Origin of the sequence: Streptomyces sp. NPDC000410 (genome assembly GCF_040300305.1) — a bacterium.
GTDB lineage: Bacteria > Actinomycetota > Actinomycetes > Streptomycetales > Streptomycetaceae > Streptomyces.
In genome coordinates, this window is sequence record NZ_JBEPDM010000015.1 from 57396 (window position 1) to 83709 (window position 26314).

At 72.8% G+C, this 26314-nt stretch carries 21 protein-coding genes; 7 read left to right on the plus strand and 14 right to left on the minus strand.

Annotated features, from left to right (window positions below; genetic code table 11):
- Window positions 1-266 precede the first annotated feature (266 nt).
- On the minus strand, window positions 267-935 hold the full coding sequence (gene pdxH, locus ABT342_RS17830; protein WP_502965565.1) for a pyridoxamine 5'-phosphate oxidase: 669 nt from the start codon (window positions 933-935) through the stop codon (window positions 267-269).
- Between the two features lie 255 nt (window positions 936-1190).
- On the opposite strand from pdxH, the gene ABT342_RS17835 reads away from it, so the two are divergent.
- Complete coding sequence (locus ABT342_RS17835) at window positions 1191-2300, plus strand: citrate synthase 2 (protein WP_351574048.1); 1110 nt, start codon at window positions 1191-1193, stop codon at window positions 2298-2300.
- Window positions 2301-2310: 10 nt separating this feature from the next.
- On the opposite strand, the gene ABT342_RS17840 is transcribed toward ABT342_RS17835, so the two are convergent.
- The 11 genes from ABT342_RS17840 to ABT342_RS17890 all read right to left on the minus strand — a co-directional run bounded on the left by ABT342_RS17840 (window position 2311) and on the right by ABT342_RS17890 (window position 15486).
- A complete protein-coding gene (locus ABT342_RS17840) occupies window positions 2311-3333 on the minus strand; it encodes an isopenicillin N synthase family dioxygenase (RefSeq protein WP_351574051.1) in 1023 nt (340 codons plus the stop codon).
- Window positions 3334-3963: 630 nt separating this feature from the next.
- Window positions 3964-4542 (minus strand): TetR/AcrR family transcriptional regulator, encoded by a 579-nt coding sequence (locus ABT342_RS17845; protein WP_351574053.1) that lies wholly within the window; start codon window positions 4540-4542, stop codon window positions 3964-3966.
- Window positions 4530-5258: an enoyl-CoA hydratase family protein gene (locus ABT342_RS17850; RefSeq protein WP_351574056.1), complete on the minus strand. Its 729-nt coding sequence runs from the start codon at window positions 5256-5258 to the stop codon at window positions 4530-4532. The genes ABT342_RS17845 and ABT342_RS17850 overlap by 13 nt, the downstream gene beginning before the upstream one ends.
- A complete protein-coding gene (locus ABT342_RS17855; protein WP_351574059.1) occupies window positions 5255-6853 on the minus strand; it encodes a 4-coumarate--CoA ligase family protein in 1599 nt (532 codons plus the stop codon). Before ABT342_RS17855 ends, ABT342_RS17850 begins: the two co-directional genes overlap by 4 nt.
- 76 nt (window positions 6854-6929) lie before the next feature.
- Window positions 6930-8048 carry an acyl-CoA dehydrogenase family protein gene (locus ABT342_RS17860; protein WP_351574062.1) on the minus strand — a complete coding sequence of 373 codons (1119 nt, stop codon included), beginning with the start codon at window positions 8046-8048 and terminating at the stop codon, window positions 6930-6932.
- Window positions 8045-9931, minus strand: coding sequence for an ATP-binding protein (locus ABT342_RS17865; protein ID WP_351574065.1), 1887 nt, complete (start codon window positions 9929-9931; stop codon window positions 8045-8047). The genes ABT342_RS17860 and ABT342_RS17865 overlap by 4 nt, the downstream gene beginning before the upstream one ends.
- An 8-nt stretch (window positions 9932-9939) precedes the next feature.
- On the minus strand, window positions 9940-11538 hold the full coding sequence (locus ABT342_RS17870; protein ID WP_351574068.1) for an acyl-CoA carboxylase subunit beta: 1599 nt from the start codon (window positions 11536-11538) through the stop codon (window positions 9940-9942).
- Window positions 11535-13211 (minus strand): acyclic terpene utilization AtuA family protein, encoded by a 1677-nt coding sequence (locus tag ABT342_RS17875; RefSeq protein ID WP_351574071.1) that lies wholly within the window; start codon window positions 13209-13211, stop codon window positions 11535-11537. The genes ABT342_RS17870 and ABT342_RS17875 overlap by 4 nt, the downstream gene beginning before the upstream one ends.
- A 5-nt stretch (window positions 13212-13216) precedes the next feature.
- Window positions 13217-14005 carry a TIGR03084 family metal-binding protein gene (locus ABT342_RS17880; protein ID WP_351574074.1) on the minus strand — a complete coding sequence of 263 codons (789 nt, stop codon included), beginning with the start codon at window positions 14003-14005 and terminating at the stop codon, window positions 13217-13219.
- 76 nt (window positions 14006-14081) lie between these two features.
- Window positions 14082-14507 (minus strand): hypothetical protein, encoded by a 426-nt coding sequence (locus tag ABT342_RS17885; RefSeq protein WP_351574077.1) that lies wholly within the window; start codon window positions 14505-14507, stop codon window positions 14082-14084.
- 133 nt (window positions 14508-14640) lie between these two features.
- Window positions 14641-15486 carry an EamA family transporter gene (locus tag ABT342_RS17890; protein WP_502965566.1) on the minus strand — a complete coding sequence of 282 codons (846 nt, stop codon included), beginning with the start codon at window positions 15484-15486 and terminating at the stop codon, window positions 14641-14643.
- A 226-nt stretch (window positions 15487-15712) separates the two neighbouring features.
- Here ABT342_RS17890 and ABT342_RS17895 point away from each other — a divergent pair, with 226 nt between their 5' ends.
- Entirely contained in the window at window positions 15713-16579 is an 867-nt protein-coding gene (locus ABT342_RS17895) for a LysR family transcriptional regulator (RefSeq protein ID WP_351574079.1), read from the plus strand.
- A 6-nt stretch (window positions 16580-16585) separates the two neighbouring features.
- Here the strand turns inward: ABT342_RS17895 and ABT342_RS17900 are convergent, their stop codons facing one another.
- A complete protein-coding gene (locus ABT342_RS17900) occupies window positions 16586-17470 on the minus strand; it encodes a LysR family transcriptional regulator (RefSeq protein ID WP_351574082.1) in 885 nt (294 codons plus the stop codon).
- A 97-nt stretch (window positions 17471-17567) separates the two neighbouring features.
- Here ABT342_RS17900 and ABT342_RS17905 point away from each other — a divergent pair, with 97 nt between their 5' ends.
- The 3 genes from ABT342_RS17905 to ABT342_RS17915 all read left to right on the plus strand — a co-directional run bounded on the left by ABT342_RS17905 (window position 17568) and on the right by ABT342_RS17915 (window position 21233).
- A complete protein-coding gene (locus ABT342_RS17905; RefSeq protein WP_351574084.1) occupies window positions 17568-17933 on the plus strand; it encodes a YybH family protein in 366 nt (121 codons plus the stop codon).
- A gap of 382 nt (window positions 17934-18315) precedes the next feature.
- The gene (locus tag ABT342_RS17910) at window positions 18316-19581 is read left to right on the plus strand and encodes a glycosyltransferase (RefSeq protein WP_351574087.1); all 1266 of its coding nucleotides are present in this window, start codon (window positions 18316-18318) and stop codon (window positions 19579-19581) included.
- Window positions 19578-21233 (plus strand): ArnT family glycosyltransferase, encoded by a 1656-nt coding sequence (locus tag ABT342_RS17915; protein WP_351574090.1) that lies wholly within the window; start codon window positions 19578-19580, stop codon window positions 21231-21233. Before ABT342_RS17910 ends, ABT342_RS17915 begins: the two co-directional genes overlap by 4 nt.
- Window positions 21234-21309: 76 nt before the next feature.
- On the opposite strand, the gene ABT342_RS17920 is transcribed toward ABT342_RS17915, so the two are convergent.
- The gene (locus ABT342_RS17920; protein ID WP_351574093.1) at window positions 21310-24120 is read right to left on the minus strand and encodes an FAD-binding and (Fe-S)-binding domain-containing protein; all 2811 of its coding nucleotides are present in this window, start codon (window positions 24118-24120) and stop codon (window positions 21310-21312) included.
- 139 nt (window positions 24121-24259) lie between these two features.
- Here ABT342_RS17920 and serC point away from each other — a divergent pair, with 139 nt between their 5' ends.
- On the plus strand, window positions 24260-25378 hold the full coding sequence (gene serC, locus ABT342_RS17925; RefSeq protein WP_351574096.1) for a phosphoserine transaminase: 1119 nt from the start codon (window positions 24260-24262) through the stop codon (window positions 25376-25378).
- A gap of 239 nt (window positions 25379-25617) precedes the next feature.
- Window positions 25618-26271: a DUF4360 domain-containing protein gene (locus ABT342_RS17930; RefSeq protein WP_351574099.1), complete on the plus strand. Its 654-nt coding sequence runs from the start codon at window positions 25618-25620 to the stop codon at window positions 26269-26271.
- Window positions 26272-26314 lie beyond the last annotated feature (43 nt).

The following is a 26314-nucleotide window of genomic DNA, read 5'->3' on the forward strand; positions in this document are numbered from 1 at the left end:
GTTGAGCATCCCGGGACAGGCTCCTAGTGTGTGTCGCACGTACGAAAGGAGGTGATCCGGAAGTGATTTCTTACCGGACGAGCGAGGTGGCTGCGGGCTAGCGGCCCGTCGTCGCACTCTGTGCACCTCGGCAGGCCGTCTGCCGAAATCCCAAGCAGTCACCGACCCGCGGGCTCGCCGGTACGTCCGGCCGGCTTCCTCCTCGGAGGAGACCAGAGCCCGCGGGTTTCTGCGTTCTTCGGCGAGCAGATCAGGGAGCGAACCGCTCAGGGAGACAGGCGCTCCACCCGCCACCCCTCGGCCGCCTCCGGCGTCCGCACGTACCGCAGCCGGTCGTGCAGCCGGTTCTCGTGGCCCTGCCAGAACTCCACCGTCTCCGGAGTGACCCGGTAGCCGCCCCAGTGCGGGGGCACCGGCACCTGTTCGCCCGGTGGGTAGCGGGTGGCGAGCTCCTCGTAGCGGCGTACCAGCTCCTCGCGGGAGGCGATCGTGGAGGACTGGGCGCTCGCCCAGGCGCCGAGCTGGGAGCCGTGGGGGCGGGTGCGGAAGTAGGCGGCGGTCTCGTCGCGGCCGACGCGGGCCGCGGTGCCCGTGACGATGACCTGGCGGGTCAGGGGGTGCCAGGGGAAGAGCAGCGAGATGTGCGGGTTGGCGGCGAGCTCGCGGCCCTTGCGGGAGTCGTAGTTGGTGTAGAAGACGAATCCGTGGTCGTCGAAGTGCTTGAGCAGCACGGTCCGGGAGGAGGGGCGGCCCTCGGCGTCCGCGGTCGAGACGATCATGGCGTTCGGCTCATGGAGGTGGCCGGCGGCGGCGTCCTTGAACCACTGGACGAACTGTTCCATCGGCTCGGCGGGGAGTTCCGCCTCGTCGAGCGGCGTCGAGCGGTAGTGCTCGCGCATGGCGGCTGGGTCGAGTGCGTCGGTCACGGGGATCATCCTGCCGCAGGAGCCCAGTGTGCCCGGCACCGCGTGCCGCTAATCCTCCTCGACCGGATCGGCGCAGTGTGCCGGATGTCACGCTTCCCCGCAGTGTCGGAACCCGCCAAAATCAGGCGCTGGGCCACTGTGGCCTCCCTACGACGCGGCTGGGGTGACCACCCACCGCACGGGGCATCACCGGGGTGACCCATCAGGTACGTCCGGTGCCACCCGACCGACGCTTGTCTCACCCACATCATGAGGAGCCGCCTGATGTCCGACTTCGTACCCGGACTCGAAGGAGTCGTCGCGTTCGAGACGGAGATCGCCGAACCCGACAAGGAGGGCGGCGCGCTCCGTTACCGAGGCGTCGACATCGAGGATCTCGTCGGTCACGTCTCGTTCGGCAATGTGTGGGGCCTGCTGGTGGACGGGGCGTTCAACCCGGGGCTGCCGGCCGCCGAGCCGTTCCCGATCCCGGTGCACTCGGGTGACATCCGTGTCGACGTGCAGTCGGCGCTGGCGATGCTCGCGCCCGTGTGGGGGCTGAAGCCGCTCCTCGACATCGACGAGGCGACCGCCCGCGACGACCTCGCGCGGGCCGCCGTCATGGCGCTGTCGTACGTGGCACAGAGTGCGCGCGGGCAGGGTCTGCCGATGGTGCCGCAGAAGGAGATCGACAAGGCGCAGTCCGTGGTCGAGCGGTTCATGATCCGCTGGCGTGGTGAGCCGGACCCGAAGCACGTCAAGGCCGTCGACGCGTACTGGACCTCGGCCGCCGAGCACGGCATGAACGCCTCGACGTTCACGGCGCGGGTCATCGCCTCGACGGGTGCCGATGTCGCGGCCGCGCTGTCCGGCGCCGTCGGCGCCATGTCGGGCCCGCTGCACGGCGGCGCGCCGTCCCGTGTCCTCGGCATGATCGAGGAGATCGAGCGGACCGGCGACGCGACGGCGTACGTCAAGCAGGCGCTGGACCGGGGCGAGCGGCTGATGGGCTTCGGCCACCGCGTGTACCGGGCGGAGGACCCGCGCGCCCGTGTCCTGCGGCGTACGGCGAAGGAGCTGGGCGCGCCGCGTTTCGAGGTCGCCGAGGCGCTGGAGAAGGCCGCGCTGGAGGAGCTGCACAACCGGCGCCCGGACCGTGTCCTGGCGACGAACGTGGAGTTCTGGGCGGCGATCACGCTGGACTTCGCGGAGGTCCCGGCGCACATGTTCACGTCGATGTTCACGTGTGCGCGTACGGCGGGGTGGTCGGCGCACATCCTGGAGCAGAAGCGCACCGGGCGGCTGGTGCGTCCGTCCGCCCGGTACGTCGGTCCGGCGTCGCGCGACCCGCGCCAGATCGAGGGCTACTCCGACATCACGGACCTCGCGGGCTGAACGCCGCTGGTCATGCCGCCCGCTCCAGCAGCCCCGGATGGTGGCGGGCGGCGACCAGCGGGTGCGCCCGCAGCTTGCCCTTGAGCTCGTTGCGGCCGTACTCCGCGAACAGCGGGTTGGCGGGGTCCGCGGTGACTCCGGGCGCGTCGGCCGCGTGCGGGAACGGCACCGGGGCGATCCGTGCGTCGAGGCGCGGGTTGTAGAAGAACGGCACGGAGTAGCGTTCGGTGGCGCCGGGCGGGCTGGTCACCCGGTGGTTGGTGGCGAGCAGATAGCCGTTGGTGGCGACTTCGAGCAGCTCTCCGAGGTTGACGACGAACGCGCCGGGCAGCGGCGGTACGTCGTGGAAGGCTCCGTCCTCCCGCTGCACCTGGAGGCCGCCGATCCGGTCCTGGTGGAGCAGGGTGAGGAAGCCGTAGTCCTTGTGGGCGCCGACGCCCTGGCCGGCGCCGTCCCCGGGGCTGCCGGGGTAGCGCACCAGCTTGAGGTGCGGATGCGCGTGGTCGCCGAAGACGTCGTCGTAGAAGTCCGGCGGCGCGCCGATCGCGGCGAGCAGTTCGTGGAGCAGCTTGTGGGCGACCGCGCTGAGCCGGTCGATCCAGGTGAGCGCGGCGTCGCGCAGTCCGGGCAGGGCGGTGGGCCACTGGTTGGGGCCCTGGAGCCACCAGTAGGCGGGATCCCCGGGGCCGGGGACGTGGGCGGGCCGTTCGGCGCCTATGTCGAGCTGGTCGCGCCAGTCGCGGCTGCCGCCGGTGCGTTCGTCGCCGGTGCGCGTGTAGCCGCGGAAGTGCGGTGAGTTGACGTTGTCGATGGCGAGCCGGTCGGGCTCGGGCAGTGCGAAGAAGTCCCGCATGGCGGTCATGAGCGCGGTGGTCTCGGCTTCGGTCACGCCGTGGCCGGTCAGCTGGAAGAAGCCGACGTCGTGGGCGGCGCTGTGGAGCCGGGTGCGCAGGTCGGCGCGGGCGGCGGGGCCGCGGTCGGCCGCGGAGAGGTCGATGACGGGGAGCTGCGAGTACGACTGCGAAGAAGACATGGGTGCGTCCGCTGTGTCTCGTCCCGGCCGGCGGTCCCGGTGGTGACCGGGTCCGGATCTTTCCGGTGTCCGCCTGGGTGGGGCGGGGCCGGAGGGCCGGGTGGGGTGGAGTGGGGGCCTGCGTCGGAGGTCAGACGGACGTACGACAGCCCATGCTCGTGACGCGGACGAAGTCCACGTGGCGGCGGCGTACGAGCGGAAGCATGCGGAAAGGGTACGCCGGGGGCCGCGGGGCGCGGGGCGTGACCCGCGCCACAGATCCATGCCGTGGATCCATGCCGTGGATCCATGCCGTGGATCCATGCCGTGGATCCATGCCGTGGACGACGGGCCCTGACGAGTACGAAGGGGGCACGCGACCGGCACGAGCCAGGCATGCGTCGGCAGCGACCGGTACAGCCAGTACGGGACGGTACGGGCAGGCATGCGTCGGCAACGACCGGCACGGGCAGGCACGCACGACCGGGCACGACCGGGCACGGCACGGCACGGCACGGCACGGCACGTGTCGGCATGAGTCGGCGCCGACCGGCACGACCGGGCACGGCACGACCGGGCACGGCACGGGCCGGGCCGGGCACGGCCCAGACCGGCACGGCCTGTGCCGACACCGACCGGCACGGCCCCGGCTCACCCCAGCCGCTCCTCCACCAGCCGCCCCCACTCGGCCACCACCCGTTCCCGCCGCACCCCGTCGTCCGTCAGCAGGTTCGCCAGCCCCAGCCCGCGGGCCATGTCCAGCAGCCCCTGCACGGTCTCCCGGACCCCCGGCACCGACTCGTCCGCGCCCAGCAGTGCGACGGCTATGCGGTGGGTCTCGCGCCCGACCCGTGCCTCCAGTTCGGTGACCCGGCCGCGCAGCTGCTCCTCGTTGGACGCGGCGACCCACAGATGCAGGGCGGCCCGGAACAGCGGGCCGGTGTAGAGGTCGACGAGGGCCTCCACCACGGCGGCCCGGTTCTGCACCGGGAGGGCCCGCAGTGCCGAGGAGCGTTCCTCCGCCACGTATTCGACCGCCGCCGTGAACAGGTCCTCCCGCGTCGGGAAGTGGTGCTGCGCCGCGCCGCGCGAGACCCCGGCCCGCTCGGCGACCACCGAGACGGTCGAGCCCGCCCAGCCGTGCTCGGCGAGGCAGGCGACGGCCGCCTCCAGCAGGCGCTGCCGGGTGGCCCGGCTGCGGTCCTGCTTGGGAGGGCTCACAACAGCCATGCGGGGTCCCGTCGTTCGAGGAAGGCGGCCATCCCTTCGCGCGCCTCCGCCGAGGCGAAGAGCGACGCCGAGCGCTGTACGAGGTCCTCCGCGTCGCGGTCGAAGGTCTCCCGAACCCTAGCCGTGAGCAGTTGCTTCGTCGCGTCGAGGGCCTGGGGCGAGGCTCCTCGCAAGCCGTCGAGCACGGGCGCGAGTGCCGCGTCGACGTCGTCGCCGACGGCGGTCACCAGCCCGATGCGGGCGGCCTCGGCGGCGTCGAAGCGCTCACCGCTCAGGTAGTAGCGGGCCGCCGCGCGCGGTTCCAGGCGCGGCAGCAGCGGCAGCGAGATGACCGCCGGGGCGACCCCGATGCGCACCTCGGTGAAGGCGAAGTCGGACCCCGAGGACGCGGCCGCGATGTCGCAGGCGCCGACGAGGCCGAGGCCCCCTGCCCGGACGTGGCCGGCCACCCGGGCCACCACGGGCTTGGGCAGCTCCACGATCTGCCGCAGCAGCGCCACGAAGGTGTAGGGGCTCGGCGGGGACTTCAGGTCGGCGCCCGCGCTGAAGGTGCCCCCGCTGTGGGTGAGGACGACGGCGCGTACGGCCGGGTCCTTCCCGCACGCCGTCAGCGCCTCCGCCAGCTCGCCGACGAGCCGCGCCGACAGGGCGTTGCGGTTCTCCGGCGAGTCCAGGGTGAGGGTGGCGATGCCGCGCTCGGAGCCGGTGGTGATCATGTGTTCTCCCTTTCGCGGCTTTCGCGGTCACGCAGTTCGCGTCGCAGGATTTTTCCCGAGGCCGCCCTCGGTACTCCCGTGATGAACTCGACGCGACGGATCTTCTTGTACGGGGCGACGCGCGCGGCGACGTACGCGATGACGTCGTCCGCCGTGAGGCCGGCCGCGGTGGGCTGCCGTACGACGTACGCGACCGGCACCTCGTTGCCGTCGGCGTCGTACCCGCCGATCACCGCCGCGTCGGCGATGGAGTCGTGGGTGAGCAGCAGGGCCTCCAGCTCGGCCGGGGCGACCTGGAAGCCCTTGTACTTGATCAGTTCCTTGACCCGGTCGACGACGAACAGCCAGCCCTCGTCGTCGACCCGCCCGATGTCTCCGGTGTGCACCCAGCCGTCGGCGTCGATCATGTCGGCGGTGGCGTCGGGGCGGTTCAGGTAGCCCTTCATCACCTGCGGTCCCCGGATGGCGACCTCGCCCTCCTCGCCGGGGCCCGCGTCCTTGCCCGCGCCGTCGAGGGACAGGAGCCGCATCTCGGTGCCGGGCAGCAGCTTGCCGACGGCGCCGGGCGGGGGGTTCGGGGCGTCGAGGGGGACAGCGTGGGTGCCTGGCGAGAGCTCGGTCATGCCGTAGGCCTGCCGTACGGGCGGCAGGTTCAGCCGGGCCGAGCAGGCCTGGGCGAGGGCCGCGTCGAGCGGGGCTGCGGCGCTGACGACGTACTCCAGCGAGGAGAGGTCGTAGCGGGCGACGGCCGGGTGTTTGGCGAGGGCGAGGACGATCGGCGGGGCGACGTACAGGGCGTTGATGCGGTGCTTCTCGATCGTGGCCAGGTACTGGTCGAGGTCGAAGCGGGGCAGTACGACGACGGTGGCGCCGAGCCGCAGCGGGGCGTTCATCAGGGCGGTGAGCCCGTAGATGTGGAAGAACGGCAGCACGGCGAGTATCCGGTCGCCGGGCCGCATCGGGATCAGCGGCTCCAGCTGGACGAGGTTGGTCGCGATGGAGCGGTGCGTGAGCATGACGCCCTTGGGGGCGCCGGTGGTGCCGGAGGAGTAGGGGAGGGCGGCGACGTCCTCGTCCGGGTCGATGGACACCTGCGGTTCGGGGGCGGTGGAGGCCGGCATGTCGAGGACCGAGCGGTGTCCCTCCGCCCGGTCGCAGACGAAGATCTCGTCGATGCCGCCGACGAGTTCGGCGGCGCGGCGGGCCACTTCGAGGAGCGGCGAGACGGTGACGATCCAGCGGGCGGAGGAGTCGGCGAGCTGTTTCGCGAACTCCTCCGCCGTGGCGAGCGGATGGACGGGGGTGACGCAGGCCCCGGCGCGCGTGGCGCCGTAGAAGACCGTCGGGTAGGCGACCGTGTTGGGACTGTGCAGGGCGAGGACGTCACCCTTGCGCACACCGGCGGCGCCGAGCGCGGCGGCGATGCGCCGGTGGAACGTGTCGAGCTGGGCGTACGTGAGTGTCGTGTCTCCCGCCCCGTCGATCAGCGCGACGGTGTCGCCGTACTCGGCCGCCCTGCCGAGGACGGCGTCGTGGATGGGGAGGGAGAGGGCGGGGACATCCGCGTACTCGCTGACGAACACATTGGTCGGCATGAACAGCAGCCCCTTCGACTTCGGTGGGTGAGTCGCAGTCGTGCGTCGTGCGTCGTGCTCGCCAGAATCTCCTCTGTCAGTACGACTTGGGGAGCCCCAGGGACTGGTGGGACACGTAATTGAGGATCATCTCGCGGCTGACCGGGGCGATCCGGGCGACGCGGGCGGCGGTGATGAGCTGCGCGAGTCCGTACTCGCGGGTGAGGCCGTTGCCGCCGAGGGTGTGGACGGCCTGGTCGACGGCCTTCACGCAGGCTTCGCCCGCGGCGTACTTGGCCATGTTGGCGGCCTCGCCTGCGCCGGTGTCGTCGCCCGCGTCGTAGCACGCGGCGGCCTTCTGCATCATCAGGCGGGCGAGTTCCAGCTCGATGTGGGCCTGGGCGAGCGGGTGGGCGATGGCCTGGTGGGCGCCGATGGGGTCCTTCCAGACCTGGCGGTCCTTGGCGTACTCGACGGCGCGGGTGAGGGCATGGCGCCCCATGCCGATCGCGAAGGCGGCGGTCATGATCCGCTCGGGGTTGAGCCCGGCGAAGAGCTGGAGCAGGCCGGCGTCCTCGTCGCCGACGAGCGCGTCGGCGGGGAGCCGTACGTCGTCGAGGACGAGCTCGAACTGCTTCTCTGCGGCGTGCAGTTCCATGTCGATGAGCGAGCGGCTGAAGCCGGGGGCGTCGCGCGGGACGATGAACAGGCACGGTTTGAGGCGGCCGGTGCGGGCGTCCTCCGTGCGGCCGACGATGAGGGTCGCGTCGGCGATGTCGACGCCGGAGATGAACACCTTGCGGCCGGTGAGGCTCCAGCCTTCCGGTGTCCTGCGGGCGGTGGTGGTGATCCGGTGGGAGTTCGAGCCGGCGTCGGGCTCGGTGATGCCGAAGGCCATGGTGCGGGTGCCGTCGGCGAGGCCGGGGAGCCACTGGCGCTTCTGGTCGTCCGTGCCGAAGCGGGCGATGACGGTGCCGCAGATGGCGGGCGAGACCACCATCATGAGCAGTGGGCAGCCCGCCGCGCCCAGCTCCTCCAGGACGATGGACAGCTCGGCGATGCCGCCGCCCCCGCCCCCGTACTCCTCGGGGAGGTTGACGCCCAGGTAGCCGAGCTTCGCGGCCTCGGCCCACAGGGCCTCGCGGTCGAAGCCGCGGCCGTGCCGCTGCCCGAGCGCGGCGACGGCGGCGCGCAGGTCATCGTGCTCTTCGCTCATGACTTGTCCTCCTGTACGACGGCGAGTAGTGCGCCGACCTCGACCTGGCGGCCGGGGGCGGCGTGGAGCGCGGTGAGCGTGCCGGAGGCGGGGGCGCAGATGCGGTGCTCCATCTTCATGGCCTCCAGCCAGACGAGCGGCTGCCCCTGGGTGACCTCGGCCCCGGGCGCCAGCCCGTCGGCGACCCGGACGACCGTCCCAGGCATCGGCGCGAGCAGCGACCCGGGCTCGCGCCGGTCGGTGGGATCGGGGAAGCGGGGTGCGGCGGTGAGCCGGTGGGGGCCGACGTGGACGGTGTCGCCGTGGCGGGCGACCTCGAAGTCCCGGACGACACCGTCGACTTCGAGCCGTACGCGATCGGCGGCGACGCTCACGGGCCGGATGCCCTCGGGGGCGGTGACGGTGTACCCCTCCCGGGTGGGCCGGTAGCGGACCTCGTGGTCCCCGTACGTGGCGACCTGGTCCTGCGAGCGCACGTTCCGCCAACCGCCCCCGAAGCGCCCCTGGTGGGCGGCGGCCCGCGCGAGCGCGGCGGCGACGGCCGCGTGCGCCTCGCCGGGCGGTGCCTGCGTGAGGGCGTCGAGGTTCCGCTCGTAGAACCCGGTGTCGATACGGGCGGGATCGTGGAAGTCGGGGTGCCGCAGGGAGGCGACCAGCAGGTCCCTGTTGGTCACGGGCCCGTGGATCCGAGCCCGTTCAAGGACGTGCGTGAGCTTACGGACGGCCTCGGCACGGGTGGCCGCGTGGACGACGACCTTGGCGAGCATGGCGTCGTAATGGACCCCGATGGCGTCGCCCGAGAGGTATCCGGTGTCGACGCGGACGCGCGGGGCGCCGTGGGGACCCGCCCGGTCCGGGAACTCCAGGGTGTGCAGCGCCCCCGTCTGCGGGGTCCAGCCCGACGCCGGGTCCTCCGCGTAGAGGCGGGCCTCGATGGCGTGGCCGTGCGCGGGCGGGGGGTCCGCCGGGAGCGGGGTGCCCTCGGCGACGGCGATCTGGAGGGCGACGAGGTCCACGTCGTGGACCTCCTCCGTCACCGGGTGCTCCACCTGGAGGCGCGTGTTCATCTCCAGGAAGTGCGCCTGTCCGTCCGCGACCAGGAACTCGACGGTGCCCGCGCCGACGTAGCCGACCGCCTTCGCCGCCGACACCGACCGGTCGTACAGCTCCGCGAGCAGCGACGGCGGCAGGCCGGGCGCCGGGGCCTCCTCGATCACCTTCTGGTGGCGGCGCTGGAGCGAGCAGTCGCGGGTGCCGAGCGCCCACACCGTCCCGTACGTGTCCGCCAGGACCTGCACCTCGACGTGGCGCCCGTTCTCCACGTACGGCTCGACGAACACCTCGCCGTCCCCGAAGGCGCTCGCCGCCTCCGCGGAGGCGGCGGCCAGCTCCCCTTCCAGGGCCGCCAGTTCGCGGACGATCCGCATGCCGCGCCCGCCGCCGCCGGCCGCCGCCTTCACCAGGACCGGCAGGTCGGCGGCCGTGACGTCGGCGGCCACGAGCGGGGCGATCCCGAGGAGCTCCTTCGCCCGCGTCTTGGACGCCATCGCCTCGATCGCGGGCGGCGGCGGGCCGATCCACACCAACCCGGCGTCGATGACGGCCCGCGCGAAGTCGGCGTTCTCGGAGAGGAACCCGTACCCCGGGTGCACCGCGTCCGCGCCCGCCGCGAGCGCCGCCTTCACCACCAGGTCGCCGCGCAGATACGTCTCGGCGGGCGTGGCGCCGGGAAGCCGTACCGCCGCGTCCGCCTCGCGTACGTGCAGCGCGCCGGCGTCCGGGTCGGAGTGCACGGCGACCGTCGCGATGCCCAGCTCACGGCAGGTGCGGAAGACCCGGCAGGCGATCTCGCCCCGGTTGGCGACAAGAACGGACTCGATCATCTCTGGCCTCACATCCTGAAGACGCCGAAGCCGCCGCGCGCGCCTTCGACCGGTGCCGTGTGGATCGCGGAGAGACAGAGCCCGAGGACCGTCCGCGTGTCTCGCGGGTCGATGACCCCGTCGTCGTACAGCCGCCCGGACAGGAACATCGGCAGCGACTCGCTCTCGATCTGCTGCTCCACCATCGCGCGCAGGCCGGCGTCGGCCTCGTCGTCGTACGGCTGCCCCTTCGCGGCGGCCGACTGCCGGGCGACGATCGACAGCACACCGGCGAGCTGCTGCGGGCCCATGACGGCGGACTTGGCGCTGGGCCAGGCGAAGAGGAAGCGGGGGTCGTAGGCCCGTCCGCACATGCCGTAGTGCCCGGCGCCGTAGCTGGCGCCCATCAGGACCGACAGGTGCGGGACCTTCGAGTTCGACACCGCGTTGATCATCATCGCGCCGTGCTTGATGATGCCGCCCTGTTCGTACTCCTTGCCGACCATGTAGCCGGTGGTGTTGTGGAGGAAGAGCAGCGGGATGTCGCGCTGGTTGGCGAGCTGGATGAACTGGGCGGCCTTCTGCGACTCGGCGCTGAACAGCACGCCCTGGGCGTTGGCGAGGATGCCGACGGGGTAGCCGTGCAGCGATGCCCAGCCCGTGGTGAGCGAGGTCCCGTACAGGGGCTTGAACTCGTCGAAGTCGGAGCCGTCGACGATCCGGGCGATGACCTCGCGCGGGTCGAAGGGCGTCTTGAGGTCCTCCGGAACGATGCCGAGGAGCTCCTCCTCGTCGTACTTCGGGCCGGCCGCCGGGGCCGGATCGGTGTGCGCCTTGCGGTGGTTGAGGCGGGCGACGATCCGGCGGGCGTGGCGGATCGCGTCGTGCTCGTCGTGGGCGTAGTGGTCGGCGAGCCCTGAGGTGCGGGCGTGCATCTCGGCGCCGCCGAGGGACTCGTCGTCGCTCTCCTCGCCGGTGGCCATCTTGACGAGCGGCGGGCCGCCGAGGAAGACCTTCGACCGCTCCTTGATCATGACGGTGTGGTCGGACATCCCGGGTACGTACGCCCCGCCGGCGGTGGAGTTGCCGAAGACGACGGCGATCGTGGGGATCCCGGCCGCCGACAGCCGGGTCAGGTCGCGGAACAGCGCCCCGCCGGGGATGAAGATCTCCTTCTGGGAGGGGAGATCGGCGCCGCCGGACTCGACGAGGCTGATGACGGGGAGGCGGTTGGCGAAGGCGATCTCGTTCGCGCGCAGGGCCTTCTTCAGGGTCCAGGGGTTGCTGGCGCCGCCGCGTACGGTCGGGTCGTTGGCGGTGATCAGGCACTCGACGCCCTCGACCGTGCCGATGCCGGTGACGATGGACGCGCCGACGGGGTAGTCGCTCCCCCAGGCGGCGAGCGGCGACAGCTCCAGGAACGGTGTGTCGGGGTCGAGCAGCAGCTCGATCCGCTCGCGGGCGAGCAGCTTGCCGCGCCCCCGGTGCCGGGCCGTGTACTTCTCGCCGCCTCCCGCGAGCGCCTTCGCGTGTTCGGCGTCGAGCGCGGCGAGCTTGTCGAGCATGGCCGCGCGGTGGGCGACGTGGTCGGGGCTCGTGGGGTCGAGCGCACTGGCGATCACGGTCACAGCAGGACCTCCGGGATGTCGATGTGCCGGGCGCGCAGCCACTCGCCCAGCCCTTTCGCCTGCGGGTCGAAGCGGGCCTGCGCGGCGACTCCTTCGCCGAGGAGACCTTCGACGGTGAAGTTCAGCGCGCGCAGGTTCGGCAGGACGTGCCGTACGACGTCGAGGCCCGCGGTCTCGGGGAGGAGCGCGCGGAAGCGGTCCACGGTCAGCTCATGGGCCAGCCAGCGCCAGGCCTCGTCCGTGCGCACCCACACCCCGAGGTTCGCGTCGCCGCCCTTGTCGCCGCTGCGGGCCCCCGCGACCAGGCCGAGGGGCGCGCGGCGCGTCGGTCCTGCGGGGAGCGGCTCGGGCAGGCCCGGCTGCGGGACCGGCTCCAGCGGCCGGGTCCGTGCGGCCCCGGGCACGGGCACCCGTGCACCGTCGGGCAGTACGGCCACGTGCTCGACCGACCCCGCGTCCACGTACGCCGCCTCGAACACCCCGTACGGGGTGCCCTTCCCGGGCGGAGCCGTCACATGGAAGCCCGGGTAGCTGCCGAGCGCCAGCTCGATCGCGGCGCCGCTGACGGCCCGGCCCACGGCGTCCCCGTCCCGGTCCCGTACGACGAGCCGCAGCAGCGCGCTCGCGGTCTCCTCCGTATCGGCGTCGGCGTGGTCGGTGCGGGCCAGTTCCCAACGGACCTCCTCCGGGCGGGACTTGGCGCGCGCGAAGGCGTCCTCCACCTGCCCTCGCACCAGCTCCGCCTTGGCGTCCACGTCCAGCCCGGTCAGGACGAAGACGACCTCGTTGCGCCAGCCGCCGATCCGGCTGAGCCCGGCCTTGAGGGTGGGCGGCGGGGCCTCGCCCCGTACGCCCTCGATGCGGACCCGGTCCGGCCCGTCCTGGGTGAGGCGCACCGAGTCGAGGCGGGCGGTGACGTCCGGCCCGGCATACCGGGCGCCGCCGGTCTCGTACAGCAGCTGCGCGGTGACCGTGCCGACGTCCACCACCCCGCCGGTGCCGTCGTGCTTGGTGATGACGGCCGAGCCGTCCTCGTACAGCTCGGCGACGGGGAAGCCGGGCCGGCGCACGTCGTGGCCGGTGAAGAAGGAGTAGTTGCCGCCGGTGGCCTGGGTTCCGCATTCGAGTACGTGCCCGGCGACGACCGCGCCCGCGAGCGCGTCGTGGTCGTCCTGTGTCCACCCGAAGTGCCATTGCGCGGGCCCGGTGACCAGGGCCGCGTCGGTGACCCGGCCGGTCACGACCACGTCGGCGCCCGCGCGCAGGCAGGCGGCGATCCCGCCGCCGCCCAGGTACGCGTGCGCGGCGAGCGCGTCCGGGAAGCGGGCGGCGAGGTCGTCGCCCTCGACGTGGGCGACCCGTACGGGGACCCCGACCCGCTCGGCCAGCTCCCGGACCGCGGCGGCCAGCCCCGCCGGGTTGAGCCCGCCGGCGTTGGCGACGATGCGCACGCCCCGCTCCCGGGCGAGCCCGAGGCCCTCCTCCAGCTGCCGCAGGAAGGTCTTGGCGTAGCCGAGGCGCGGGTCCTTGAGCCGGTCGCGGCCGAGGATGAGCATGGTGAGTTCGGCGAGGTAGTCGCCGGTGAGGACGTCCAGCGGGCCGCCGGTGAGCATCTCGCGCAGGGCGTCGAAGCGGTCGCCGTAGAAGCCGGAGGCGTTGCCGATACGGAGCATGTCTTCTAGGCCTCCTTCGGCGCGCGGCCCGTGCCCGCCGGGCCCGCGAAGGCCTGTGCGATGTCGAGCCACCGGTCGGCGTCGGCGCCCTCGGCCCGTACGGCGAGGTCGTCGCGGTGGGCGCGCTGCGTGACCAGCAGGCAGAAGTCGAGCGCGGGCCCGGTCACGCGCTGGGCGGCGTCCTTCGGCCCGTACGCCCACACCTCCCCGCCGGGCGCGACGAGCTCGACCCGGAACTCCTCGTTCGGGGGCTCGATGCCGCGCACGAAGTAGGCGTAGTCGCGGGCCCGTACGCCGATGCGGGCCACGTGCCGCAGCCGCGCGGTGGGTGCGCGTACGGCCCCGAGGGCGTCGGCCACGTCCTGGCCGTGCGCCCAGGTCTCCATGAGCCGCGCGGTGGCCATCGAGGCGGCGCTCATCGGCGGCCCGTACCAGGGGAAGCGGGCCTTGGCCGGCGCGGTGCGCAGGGCGTGGTCGAGGCGTTCGCGTCCATCGCGCCAGCGGGCGAGCAGTTCCCGTACGGGCTCCCGCGCGCCCGCCTCCGCCGCCCGGTCGACGAAGGTCTCGGGTTCCGCGAGGGCCTCTTCGACGTGCCCGGCGAACGTGGCGGCGTCGGTGACGGCGAGCAGGGCGACCTCGTCGGTCCAGGCCAGGTGGGCGATCTGGTGGGCGACGGTCCAGCCGGCGGCCGGTGTCGGGGCGGCCCATCTCTCGTCGCTCGACTCGGCGACGAGAGCGTCGAGTTCCTCGCTCTCCGCACGCAGGTCGTCGAGCATGACGGCGGGGTCGGACACGGTGCGCTCCCCTCGGGACACGGCTGTGTGCCGAGGAGCATGGCAGCGCGAACAGAAACAAGCAAGCGTGCTTGCTTTACTTTTCGGCCATCCGGCCGTGCAGCCACGGGTGGTGGTGCGTGCGCCCCAGGACGTCCCCGCTGTGCACCGCCGCCACCGCACCGACCACCGGCGCGGCGAGGAGCGTGAGCAGCACCGGCGCGTAGCCCGCGCCGGTCGCGGCCGCCACCACGACGGCCTCCCCCAGGAACACCGCGCTCGCGACGGCTCCGGCGAGCAGCCCCCGCAACGGGGCCCGGGCGGCGAGCCACTCGGGAGACAGCGCCAGCGCGCCGCCCGTCACGGCACCCAGCAGGACGCCGACCGCCATGCTTCCGCCCACGGCGGTGACACCCCGCAGGAGACCCTCCACGACACCTCGGTGCCCGAGGGAGAGCCACATCGCGGCGGCGATGATCCATACGGAGCCGCAGACGGCCGCCGACGCCCATCCGATGCGCACCCCGAGCCGAACCCCTCTACGGACCACCTGTCCGACTGTCATGCGTCCCCCCGGAACTCGGCCCCTGCGCCCTGACGATGAGATCGGACGTCAAGGTACGGCACGCCCCCGCCGGCCCCTCGGGGCGGCATGCTCACCGCTCCGCCGCGGGCCGCCCCGCCTGCGTCCGGATCGCGCCCATGCTCGCCGCGATGACCAGCGCGATCGCGAGCGCGTCCGTAGCGGAGAGGGCCTGGTGCAGCACCAGGAACCCGGCCGTCGCGGCGATCGCGGGCTCCAGGCTCATCAGCACCGCGAAGGTCGGGGCGGGCAGACGGCGCAGCGCGAGCAGTTCCATCGCGTACGGCAGGACGGACGACATGAGCGCGACCGCGAGGCCGAGCCCGAGCGTGGACGGCACGAGCAGCTTGGTACCCGCCTCGGCGAGCCCGAGCGGCAGACTGATCAGGGCGGCGACCGCCATCGCCAGCGCGAGGCCGTCGAACTGCGGGAAGCGGCGGCCGGTGCGGGCGCTGAAGATGATGTACGCGGCCCACATGGCGCCCGCGCCGAGGGCGAATGCGGCACCGAGCGGGTCGAGCCGGCCGAAGCCGCCGCCGCCGAGCAGGAGTACGCCGCCGAGCGCGAGACCGGCCCAGACCAGGTTGATCAGGCGGCGCGAGACGACGACGGAGAGTGCGAGGGGCCCGAGGACCTCCAGCGTGACCGCGACACCCAGCGGGATACGGTCGGAGGCCTGGTAGATGAAGATGTTCATGCCGGCCATCGCGGTGCCGAAGGCGAGGACCGTCCCCCAGTCGGCGCGTGTGTACCCGCGCAGCTTCGGGCGGCACACCACCAGCAGGACGGTGGCGGCGAGCACGAGCCGGAGAGTGACGACGCCGAGAGCGCCGGCGCGCGGCATCAGCAGGACGGCGACCGCGGCACCGAACTGGATGGAGAGCCCGGCCGCGATCACGAGCGCGACGGACCCGAGCATGCCGTGCCCGCGCCGCCGCCCGGCTTCGGTCAGGGCGACGCCGGAGGCCGTGGCCGCGCGCTGCGCCGTATCGCTGCCTGAACCGCCCACCGGAACCCTCTCTCGTTCATCTCGCTGGACTTTCAGTCCAATGTACTGCACTGCGCCGCAGCTGTTCTCCATTCACGCTACGGACCCTCGCGCGCCCCGTGAAATGCCTATTGCGCTGCGGTTATGCTCCGCGCGCATGAGCATCGAGCTGCGCCATCTCCGCTGCTTCCTCGCCATCGCGGAGGAGCGGAACCTCACCAGGGCCGCCGCCGTACTCCATCTGACCCAGCCCGCCGTCTCCCGCACCCTCGCCGCGCTGGAACGCCACCTGGGCGCCCGCCTCGTCGACCGCTCCACCCACCACCTCACGCTCACCCCCGAGGGCCGTGCCTTCCGCGACAAGGCCGCCGTCGCCGTCGCCGCCTTCGACGCGGCCGTCGGCACCGCCCGCCCGCACCGCCGGCCGCTGCGCCTCGGGCACGCCTGGTCCGCGTTCGGCCCGTACACCACCCCGCTGCTGCGCCGCTGGGAGCGCGAGCACCCCGACGTCCCGCTGGAGCTGCTGCGCATCGACGACCGTACGGCCGGACTCACCCGCGGCGAGGTCGACGCGGCCCTCCTGCGCGGCCCGGTCACGGCCCCGGGCCTGGCCACCGAGGAACTCTTCCGCGAACCGCGCGTCGCCGCCGTCCCCTCCGACGGCCCCCTCGCACGCCGCACCACCCTCACCCTCGCGGATCTCGCCACCCAGGCGATCGTCCTCAACACGGTCTCCGGCACCACCACCCCCGACCTGTGGCCCGCCGCCGCCCGCCCCACCGCCACGCTCACCGTCGCCAACACCGACGACTGGCTCACCGCGATCGCCGCCGGCCGCGGCACGGGAGTCTCCGGCGCCTCGACCGCCTCCGTGCACCCGCACCCGGGCGTGACCTACGTCCCCCTCACCGACGCCCCGCCCCTCCCGGTCCTCCTCGCCTGGCGCGCGACGGCCCCGCATCCGGCCCTGGCGGCCCTCGCCGCCCTGGCCCGCGAACTCAGCGGCGGCGCCACGTCCCACTGAGGTCCTCTACTCGCGCAGCCCGAATGCCCGCCGGCAGTGCGCGAGCAGCTCGCGCACCGCGGGGTTGTGCGCGCTCTTCCAGATCAGGGCGAGCAGCGCAGGTGTTTCGACGTCGTCGATGGTGCGGGCGGTGAGCCGGTCGCGGTGGCCCGCGACCATCGAGTCGCTGAGGATGGCGACGCCCAGTCCACGGGCGGCGAGGTCGGCCATGGCATCGGCGGCACTGGCCTGCAGCGCGATCGAGGGCTCCACGCCCCGCGCGGCGCACGCACGGTCGAACACCGTGCGCAGACCGGTGCCGGGCGGCATGCAGACGATCGGGTGGGCGGCCACGTCGCGCAGAGTGACCCGTTGCTGTTTCGCCAGCGGGTGTCCGGAGGGGACCGCCGCGACGAGCCGCTCGCTGAGGATCGTCAGCGCCTCCAGCCCGTCGGGGGCGGGGGTCGCGGTCCCGACGAGAGCCAGGTCGACGCTGCCGGCGCGCACCTCCTCGACGAGCTGGTCGGAGTTGCCCTCCAGCAGGGAGATCCCGACACCGGGATGCGCCCCGTGGAACGCGGCGAGGGCGTCGAACAGCGGGGTGATGGTGCAGCCGATGACCATGCCGACCGCGAGCCGGCCCCGGACCAGGTCGGTCACCTCGTCCACCGCCCGACCGACCGCCCCGGCCGCGGCGAGTGCGGCGCACGCGTGCTCGAACGCGGCCTTCCCGGCAACGGTGAGGGTGACCGTGCGCGCCGACCGGTCGAACAGCTGGGCGCCCAGTTCGCGTTCCAGCTGGCGGATCTGGGCGCTGACGCCGGACTGGCTGATGTGCACGCGCTCGGCCGCCCGGGTGAAGTTCCGCTCTTCGGCGACCGCGACGAAGTACTCCAGCTGTCTCAGATCCATGACTACAGATTCTAGTTTGCAGCAAAACCATCTGTTGGACTTCTGATCAGCGGGCGACGAGGCTGGGAACCACCGAAGCCGACGCCAGGAGGAAACCGTGCCGGAGTACGAGAAGGCCATGCGGCCCGAGGACATCACGCGCTTGTTCGTCGAGCGGTCCAACGCCGGTGACGCGGCCGGTGTCGCCGCGCTCTACGAAGAGGACGCGGTGATGGCCTATCCGCCCGGGCAGCTGACGGTCGGGCGGGAGGCAATCCGCGCGCTCTGGGAGAAGGCACTGGCGGGCCGCCCCCGCTTCGAGCCGGAACAGCCGCTGCCGACGCTGATCAGCGGCGACATCGCCCTCACCTCGACCCCGCCCAAGGACGGCGCGGGCGCCCGTGCGCAGGTCGTCCGGCGCCAGCCCGACGGAAGCTGGCTGCGCCTGCTCGACCAGCCCGAGTTCGTCCCGACCGCCCGCTGACCTCCTCGACTCCCGTGAGGCCGCCTCCCTGACGTCAGGGGGCGGCCTCACGGGATCGTGGTGCCCTGGCGTCCTCCCGCCGCACCCGGTCAGCCCCGGTGGGTGTCGCCGCTGTCCTGACCGACGCCGGTGGTGCGGCCCAGGCTGCTGATGATGCGGGCGGTGCCGCCACCGCCCGGCTCGGGGAAGCGGGACGCCCCCGTCCCGCCGACGGAGTTCCAGCCTGGGTGGGCGCGCGAGCACCTGTCGCTTCGAACCGGGCGGACGGGTGATTGCGCCACGACTCGCCCACCGCTCGCTCGCTCGCACCGCGCCCACGGCTCACCCTGTGGCTCATGGCGAAATATGAAGAATGCGACAGGGGAATTCCGGGAGAATCTCTTTGCTGACGTCCGCGTTCATCGCCGCCGTCTCGCTGGCCCTGTTCTGGATGGCGGCGTTCACCCTGTGGTGGCAGATGCACGCCTGGCGTACGCCGAAGGTGCTGGCCTCGACCCGCTTCGACAGGCCCGACGACGTCGCCGGGCAGCTCTCCTTCTCCCTGCTGCTGCCCGCGCGGCACGAGCAGGCCGTGCTCGGCCACACCATCCGGCGGCTGCTGCGGTCCACGCACGCCGACTTCGAGATCATCGTCATCGTCGGGCACGACGACCCGGGGACCACCGAGGTCGCCGCCGAGGCGGCCGAGCGCGACCGGCGCGTCCGCGTGGTCGTCGACACCCACGAGAAGAAGAACAAGCCGAAGGCCATGAACACGGCCCTGCCGCACTGCCGCGGCGACGTCGTCGGGGTCTTCGACGCCGAGGACCAGGTCCATCCGGAGCTGCTCGCGCATGTCGACCACGCCTTCCGCACCACCGGCGCGGACGTCGTCCAGGGCGGGGTGCAGCTGATCAACTTCCATTCCAGCTGGTACAGCCTGCGCAACTGCCTGGAGTACTTCTTCTGGTTCCGCTCCCGGCTGCACCTGCACGCGCAGAAAGGGTTCATCCCGCTCGGCGGCAACACCGTCTTCGTACGGACCGACGTGCTCAGGGAAGCCGGGGGCTGGGACCCCGACTGTCTCGCCGAGGACTGCGACCTGGGCGTCCGGCTCTCCAGCGCCGGCAAGAAGGTCGTCGTCGCCTACGACTCCGACATGGTCACCCGGGAGGAGACACCGGGCTCGCTGATGGCGCTGCTGAAGCAGCGCACCCGCTGGAACCAGGGCTTCCTCCAGGTCTACCGGAAGAAGGACTGGAAGCGGCTGCCCACCTTCCGCCAGCTCCTGCTCGCCCGCTACACCCTGATGACGCCGTTCCTGCAGGCCTTCTCCGGCGTGGTCATCCCGCTCAACGCGGCCGTCGCGCTCTTCCTCGACGTGCCCGCCTCCATCGCCTTCCTCACCTTCCTGCCACTGGTCGCCGCCGCGGCCACCTTCGTCTTCGAGGTCGTGGGCCTGCACGACTTCGGCCGGCAGTACGGCCTGAGAGTCCGGTTCATCCACTACGTGAAGCTCCTGGTGGGTGGCCCCTTCTACCAGGCCCTCCTCGCCGGGGCCGCGATCCGCGCCGTGTGGCGCGAGCAGCGCGGCCACAACGACTGGGAGCTGACCGCGCATGCCGGTGCGCATCTGACCGCGGTGCCCCGAGAGGAGGTTCCCGCGTGACGGCCCTTCCCGCGGCCACCGGCGAGGTCCCCGCGCAGCGGCGACGCGCGCGGGAGGCCCGCCCGGTCGGTCGCACGCCGCCGCCGACCCCGAAGCAGGCGCGCGCGTCCCGTCCCGAACTCCTCCTGTGCGGTGCGGTCCTGACGGCCATCCTGGTCGCGCAGGGCTGGAACATCGCCGACTACCCGGTGCTCAGCGAGGACGAGGGCACCTACCTCGCCCAGGCCTGGGCCGTGCAGCAGGGCAAGGGCCTCGCCCACTACACGTACTGGTACGACCACCCGCCACTCGGCTGGATCCAGATCGCCCTGCTGACCTGGATCCCTTCGGCGCTCAGCCCCGGCGCGATGACCGTCGCCGCCATGCGCCCCGCGATGCTGGTGGTCAGCGCGGTCAGCGCGGTGCTCGTCCACGTCCTCGCCCGGCGCCTGGGCCTGTCGCGCCGGGCGGCGGCGCTCGCCATGGCCCTCTTCGGGCTCTCGCCCCTGTCGGTCGTCGTGCAGCGCGAGATCCTCCTCGACAACTTCGCGGTGATGTGGACACTGCTCGCGTTCGCCCTCGCCGCGTCCCCGAGCCGCCACCTGTGGCACCACTTCGGTTCCGGCCTCGCCGCCGCCGCGGCCGTCCTCACCAAGGAGACGATGCTCGTCGTCCTGCCCGCGCTGTTCGTCACCATGTGGCAGCACAGCCACCGCGACACCCGGAAGTTCACCCTGACCGGCGCCGTCACGGCCTGTGCCCTGGTCGGCCTCTCGTATCCCCTCTTCGCCCTGCTCAAGGGCGAACTCCTGCCCGGCAGCGGGCACCTGTCGCTGTGGGACGGCATCGTCTACCAGCTGTCCCGGCCGGGGTCGGGCTTCATCCTCGACACGGACTCCGGCTCCTACGGCATCCTGCGGACGTGGCTGTACTGCGACCACGTCCTGCCGCTCGGCGGCCTGGCCGGCGCGCTGCTGCTGCTCGCGGCCCGGCGCTGGTCGGTCACCGCCCGCGCCCTGGCCGGTCCCGCCCTCGCCGTGACGGTCCTCGCCCTGGTCGCGTTCCGGCCGAGCGGTTACCTGCCCGCGATGTACGTCACCCAGGCCCTGCCGTTCCTCGCCCTGCTCCTGGCCGCAGGGACCGCGTCCGTCGCGCACACGGTGCTGCGCCGGTGGCGCCGCCCCACGGAGAGGCCGTGGCTCACCAGCAGGCGGTACGCCCTCGTGGCCACCCTTGCGATCGGCGCCTGCGCCTACGTCGTACCGCTCTGGTACTACGGCGTCCGCACCGCCGTCACCGCCGACGCCAACGCCCCCTACCGGGCCGCCTCCACCTGGCTCACCACGCGGGTCGACGACCCCGAGGACACCCGGGTCCTGGTCGACGACGCGCTCTGGCTGGACCTGGTGCACGCCGGGTACCGGCCCGGGGCGGGCGTCATCTGGTTCTGCAAGGCCGACCTCGATCCCGCGGTGGCGAAGACCATGCCGCGCGGCTGGCGGGACCTCGACTACGTGGTCTCCTCGCCGACGGTGCGGCGCGACGCGGTCGACCTGCCCACCGTCAGGGCGGCCCTGGAGCACTCGACGCCGGTCGCCGTGTTCGGCGACGGCGAGGACCGGATCGAGATCCGGCACATCCGGGCCGGTACCGCCGCGGGAGGCACCCGATGAACCGTGCCGCGAGCGTTTGCCGGACGGGACGGCGCGAGGCACCCGATGACCCCCGCCGCAGGCACCTGACCGCCGCTCAGTCGTCGGTGAGGCCCAGCCCCTCCGCCAGGATCTCCGCCAGGTGCCGCCCCCGCCGCCCCGCCAGCTGCTCCAGCTGCGTACGGCAGGAGAAGCCGTCCGCCAGCAGCTCCGCACCCTCACCCGCGGCCCGGACCGACGGCAGCAGCTGGTCCTCCGCGCATGCCACGGACACCTCGTAGTGACCCCGCTCGAAGCCGAAGTTCCCCGCGAGCCCGCAGCAGCCGCCGCTCAACTCCCCCAGCAGCCCGGCCCGTTCGCGCAGTCGGCGCTCGGCCGCGTCGCCCAGGACCGCGTGCTGGTGGCAGTGGGTCTGGCCCACCACCGGCCGGCCGACGGCGGGCGGCGTCCAGTCAGGGGCGCACTCCTCCAGCCCCGCGGCGAAGGTGCGTACGGCCGCCGACAGCCGGGCCGCGCGGGGGTCGTCGCCGAGGAGTTCCGGGAGGTCGGTCTTCAGCGCGGCCGCGCAGCTCGGCTCCAGGACGATCACGGGCACGTCGAGGTCCAGCAGCGGCTCCACCACGTCCAGGGTGCGGCGCATCACCGTACGGGCGCGGTCGAGCTGGCCGGTGGAGACGTACGTCAGTCCGCAGCAGACCCGGCCGGGCGGGACCACGATGCCGACGCCCGCCGCCTCCAGCACCCGCACCGCCGCCCTGCCCACCTCGGGCGACAGGTGGTCGGTGAAGGTGTCCGGCCACAGCACGGCCGTACGGCTCCGCGCGAAGACCTGCGTACGGTCGCCCAGATGCTCGCGCAGCCACCGCCTGAGCGTCACCGGCGCGAGCACGGGCAGGTCGCGTTCCGGTGCGATCCCGCCCAGGCGTTTGGCGAGCGCGGCCAGGGGGCGGACCCTCGCCGCCGCGTTCAGGACGGACGCGAACGGGGAAGCGGCCCGCAGCCAGCCGGGCAGCCGGCCCATCGCGTAGTGGGCTGCGGGCCGCACCCGGCCCGCGTAATGGTGGTGCAGGAACTCCGCCTTGTACGTGGCCATGTCGACCCCCACCGGGCAGTCGCTCCGGCACCCCTTGCACGACAGGCACAGGTCGAGCGCGTCACGCACCTCCTCCGAGCGCCAGCCGTCCGTGACGACCTCGCCCGCGAGCATCTCGTGCAGCAGCCGGGCGCGCCCGCGCGTGGAGTGCCGCTCCTCGCCCGTGGCGCGGTACGAGGGGCACATCACCCCGGGCCCTGAACTCGGCCCGTCCACCCGGCACTTGGCGACGCCGACGCAGCGGCGCACGGCCGAGCCGAAGTCCCCGCCGTCGTGCGGGTAGCCGAAGGCGACCGGCACCGGCTCGCGGGGCAGCACCTCGAAGCGCAGGTTCTGATCCAGCCGCGCCGGGCGGGCCAGCATCCCCGGGTTCAGTCCGCCCGCCGGGTCCCACAGGTCCTTGAACCGGCCGAAGAGCCCGACCAGTTCGTCCCCGTACATCTTCGGCAGCAGCTCCGCCCGCGCCTGCCCGTCCCCGTGCTCGCCCGACAGCGAGCCCCCGTGGGCGACGACGAGCGCGGCCACCTCCTCCGAGAACGCGCGGAAGCGCCGTACGCCCGCCTCGCTCATCAGGTCGAAGTCGATACGGACGTGGATGCAGCCGTCCCCGAAGTGGCCGTACGGCGTGCCGCGCAGCCCGTGCTCCGCCAGCAGCGCCCGGAAGTCCCGCAGATACGCGCCGAGCCGGGCGGGCGGCACCGCGCAGTCCTCCCAGCCGGGCCAGGCCTCGGTGCCGTCCGGCATCCGGGTCGCCGTGCCGGCCGCGTCCTCCCGTACCCGCCACAGCGCCCGCTGCCCGGCCGGATCGGTCACGACCGTCCCGTCGAGCGCGTCGGCACCCTTCACGATCGCCTCGGCGCGGGCGAGGGCCTCGCCCCGCGTCGCCCCGCCCGTCTCGACGAAGAGCCACGCCCCGCCGCGCGGCAGCCCGCCGGGGTCCGGTACGAGATCCTGCGCCATGCCCTCCACCGTCAGCGGCCGGTACGCCAGCAGGCCGGCCGCGGCCTCGGCGGCCGCGCTCTCGTCGGCGTAGCCGAGTACGGCGAGGGCGCGCGCGGGCGGCGACTCGACCAGCCGCACCGTCGCCTCGGTGAGGACGGCCAGCGTGCCCTCGCTGCCGCAGTAGGCGCGGGCGAGGTCGACACCCCGCTCGGGCAGCAGCGCGTCGAGCGCGTACCCGGAGATCCGGCGCGGCAGCCCGCCGGGGTAACCGGTGCGCAGGAGAGCCAGGTTCCGGTCCACCAGCTCCCGCAGCCCGGCCGGGGCGCCGTCCCAGCCCTGCCCGAGCCGCAGCCGCGCGCCCCCGTACGTCACCACCGACAGCTCGCGCACGTTGTCGGCGGTCGTCCCCCACGCCACCGAATGCGCCCCGCACGCGTTGTTGCCGATCATTCCGCCGATCGTGCAGCGGCTGTGCGTGGACGGATCAGGGCCGAACGTCAGCCCGTACGGCCGTGCCGCGTCCCGCAGCCGGTCCAGGACGACACCGGGCTGGACGACCGCCGTACGCGCCTGCCCGTCCACCGACACGATGCCGTTCATGTGACGGGTGAAGTCCAGCACCACTCCCGTCCCCGTGGCCTGGCCCGCGATCGACGTGCCCGCACCGCGCGCCACGACCGGGACCCCGCGGCCGCGGCACACGTCGAGGACGGCGGCCACGTCCGCCGCGTCGCGCGGGGCGACGACCCCGTCCGGGACCCGGCGGTAGTTGGACGCGTCCATCGTCATCAGCGCGCGGGCGCCCGCGCCGAAGTCCACGTCCCCGCGGACCTCCGCCCGAAGGGCGCGTTCGAGCTCTTCACGATCACCCATGGCCACAGCGTGCCCCGGATCGGATCACGGCAAAGGCGACACCAGGCATGATGACGGACTGGCGTCCGACAGGTGATCGCTTGTCTCATCCGCCGGACAACGCACCCGATGACCTGGCAGAACCGACTAGGCTCCGACCGTGGCCGATATCCAGATTCCCGCTGACATCAAGCCCGCCGACGGTCGTTTCGGCGCCGGACCCTCCAAGGTGCGTACGGAGGCGCTGGACGCGCTGGCCGCCACCGGTACGTCCCTGCTCGGTACGTCCCACCGCCAGGCCCCGGTCAAGAACCTGGTCGGCGAGGTGCGCGAGGGTGTGCGCGAGCTGTTCTCCCTTCCCGAGGGTTACGAGGTGATCCTGGGCAACGGCGGCTCCACCGCCTTCTGGGACATCGCGACGCACGGTCTCATCGACAACAAGTCGCAGCACCTCTCCTTCGGTGAGTTCTCGTCGAAGTTCGCGAAGGCCGCGAAGCTCGCCCCGTGGCTGGCCGAGCCCACCGTCATCTCCTCCGACCCCGGCACTCACCCGGAGCCGCAGGCCGAGGAGGGCGTCGACGTCTACGCCTTCACCCACAACGAGACCTCCACCGGTGTCGCCGCCCCCCTCAAGCGGGTCGCGGGCGCCGACGAGGGCGCGCTGGTCCTGGTGGACGCCACGTCGGGCGCCGGCGGCCTGCCGGTCGACATCGCCGAGACCGACGTCTACTACTTCGCGCCGCAGAAGTCCTTCGCCGCGGACGGCGGCCTGTGGATCGCCGCCTTCTCGCCGGCCGCCCTGGAGCGCGCCGCGCGCATCCACGGGTCGGGCCGCCACGTCCCGGAGTTCTTCTCCCTCCCGACGGCGATCGACAACTCGCTCAAGAACCAGACGTACAACACCCCGGCCCTCTCCACCCTCTTCCTGCTCAACGAGCAGGTGAAGTGGATCAACGGCCAGGGCGGCCTGGACTGGTCGGTCCGCCGCACCGCCACCTCCGCGCGCAACCTGTACGGCTGGGCCGAGGAGTCCAAGTACGCGACGCCGTTCGTCACGGACGCGGCCAAGCGCTCGCAGGTCATCGGCACGATCGACTTCTCCGACGAGGTCGACGCGGCGGCGGTCGCGAAGGCCCTGCGCGCGAACGGGATCGTGGACACCGAGCCGTACCGCAAGCTGGGCCGCAACCAGCTGCGTATCGCGATGTTCCCGGCGATCGACCCGGCGGACGTGCAGGCGCTGACGGCGTGCGTCGACTACGTCATCGAGAAGCTGTAGTCACTGACTTCACCTACGGAGGCCCGGCGGTCATCGACCGCCGGGCCTCCGTGCTGTGCGGCCGATAACCGCCCTATCGGAGGGCGGAGTTGGTCTCTACGCTCCCAAGCGATCCGATGCATTTGACATGTTCACGCCTCAACTGTCCCCCGGGGCGGCGACATGTCACAGGGATCGGCTGGACCCCCCACGGTTCACCGGCCACCGACCACCGAATCGAATCGATCGGAGCACGCATCATGCCTGGTGCCTTACGCGCGACTGCCGCCCTCACCGCGGCCCTCGCCTCCACCCTCGTCGGCGCCGACGCCGGCAGCGCGAACGCGGCCATCGTGGCGCCGCCCGACAAGATCGTCATCGAGATCGCCACGGTCAACGGATCGGGCTGTCCGGCAGGGACCGCGGCCGTCGCCGTGGCCCCCGACAACACCGCGTTCACCGTCACGTACAGCGACTACCTGGCCCGGGTCGGACAGGGCGCCGACCCCATCGACTTCCGCAAGAACTGCCAGCTCAACCTGATCGTCCACGTGCCGCAGGGCTTCACGTACGCCGTCGCCAGCGCGGACTACCGCGGCTACGCGAGCCTGCAGCGGGGCGCCTCCGCCACGCAGAAGGCGTCGTACTACTTCCAGGGGTCGCCCGACACGGCCGCCAGAAACCATCCCTTCAGCGGGCCGTACGACAACAACTGGCAGGCCACCGACGAGACCGAGTGGGCGCAGCTGGTGTGGGCGCCCTGCGGGGCCAAGCGGAACTTCAACATCAACACCGAACTGCGCGTCAAGGCGGGCACGTCCGACCCGTCGAAGACCAGCTTCATCACGATGGACTCGACGGACGGTGCGATCAACACCGTCTACCGGCTCGCCTGGAAGGAGTGCCCGGCGTAGCCACGCGTGACGCCGTGACGCCGTGACGGCCGGACCCCGCGCA

What these genes read in the sequence shown, in the direction of transcription:
- pdxH (WP_502965565.1), bottom strand. Translation starts at nt 935, where the DNA reads ATGATCCCCGTGACCGACGCACTCGACCCAGCCGCCATGCGCGAGCAC.
- ABT342_RS17835 (WP_351574048.1), top strand. Translation starts at nt 1,191, where the DNA reads ATGTCCGACTTCGTACCCGGACTCGAAGGAGTCGTCGCGTTCGAGACG.
- ABT342_RS17840 (WP_351574051.1), bottom strand. Translation starts at nt 3,333, where the DNA reads ATGTCTTCTTCGCAGTCGTACTCGCAGCTCCCCGTCATCGACCTCTCC.
- ABT342_RS17845 (WP_351574053.1), bottom strand. Translation starts at nt 4,542, where the DNA reads ATGGCTGTTGTGAGCCCTCCCAAGCAGGACCGCAGCCGGGCCACCCGG.
- ABT342_RS17850 (WP_351574056.1), bottom strand. Translation starts at nt 5,258, where the DNA reads ATGATCACCACCGGCTCCGAGCGCGGCATCGCCACCCTCACCCTGGAC.
- ABT342_RS17855 (WP_351574059.1), bottom strand. Translation starts at nt 6,853, where the DNA reads ATGCCGACCAATGTGTTCGTCAGCGAGTACGCGGATGTCCCCGCCCTC.
- ABT342_RS17860 (WP_351574062.1), bottom strand. Translation starts at nt 8,048, where the DNA reads ATGAGCGAAGAGCACGATGACCTGCGCGCCGCCGTCGCCGCGCTCGGG.
- ABT342_RS17865 (WP_351574065.1), bottom strand. Translation starts at nt 9,931, where the DNA reads ATGATCGAGTCCGTTCTTGTCGCCAACCGGGGCGAGATCGCCTGCCGG.
- ABT342_RS17875 (WP_351574071.1), bottom strand. Translation starts at nt 13,211, where the DNA reads ATGCTCCGTATCGGCAACGCCTCCGGCTTCTACGGCGACCGCTTCGAC.
- ABT342_RS17890 (WP_502965566.1), bottom strand. Translation starts at nt 15,486, where the DNA reads ATGCTCGGGTCCGTCGCGCTCGTGATCGCGGCCGGGCTCTCCATCCAG.
- ABT342_RS17895 (WP_351574079.1), top strand. Translation starts at nt 15,713, where the DNA reads ATGAGCATCGAGCTGCGCCATCTCCGCTGCTTCCTCGCCATCGCGGAG.
- ABT342_RS17900 (WP_351574082.1), bottom strand. Translation starts at nt 17,470, where the DNA reads ATGGATCTGAGACAGCTGGAGTACTTCGTCGCGGTCGCCGAAGAGCGG.
- ABT342_RS17920 (WP_351574093.1), bottom strand. Translation starts at nt 24,120, where the DNA reads ATGGGTGATCGTGAAGAGCTCGAACGCGCCCTTCGGGCGGAGGTCCGC.
- ABT342_RS17930 (WP_351574099.1), top strand. Translation starts at nt 25,618, where the DNA reads ATGCCTGGTGCCTTACGCGCGACTGCCGCCCTCACCGCGGCCCTCGCC.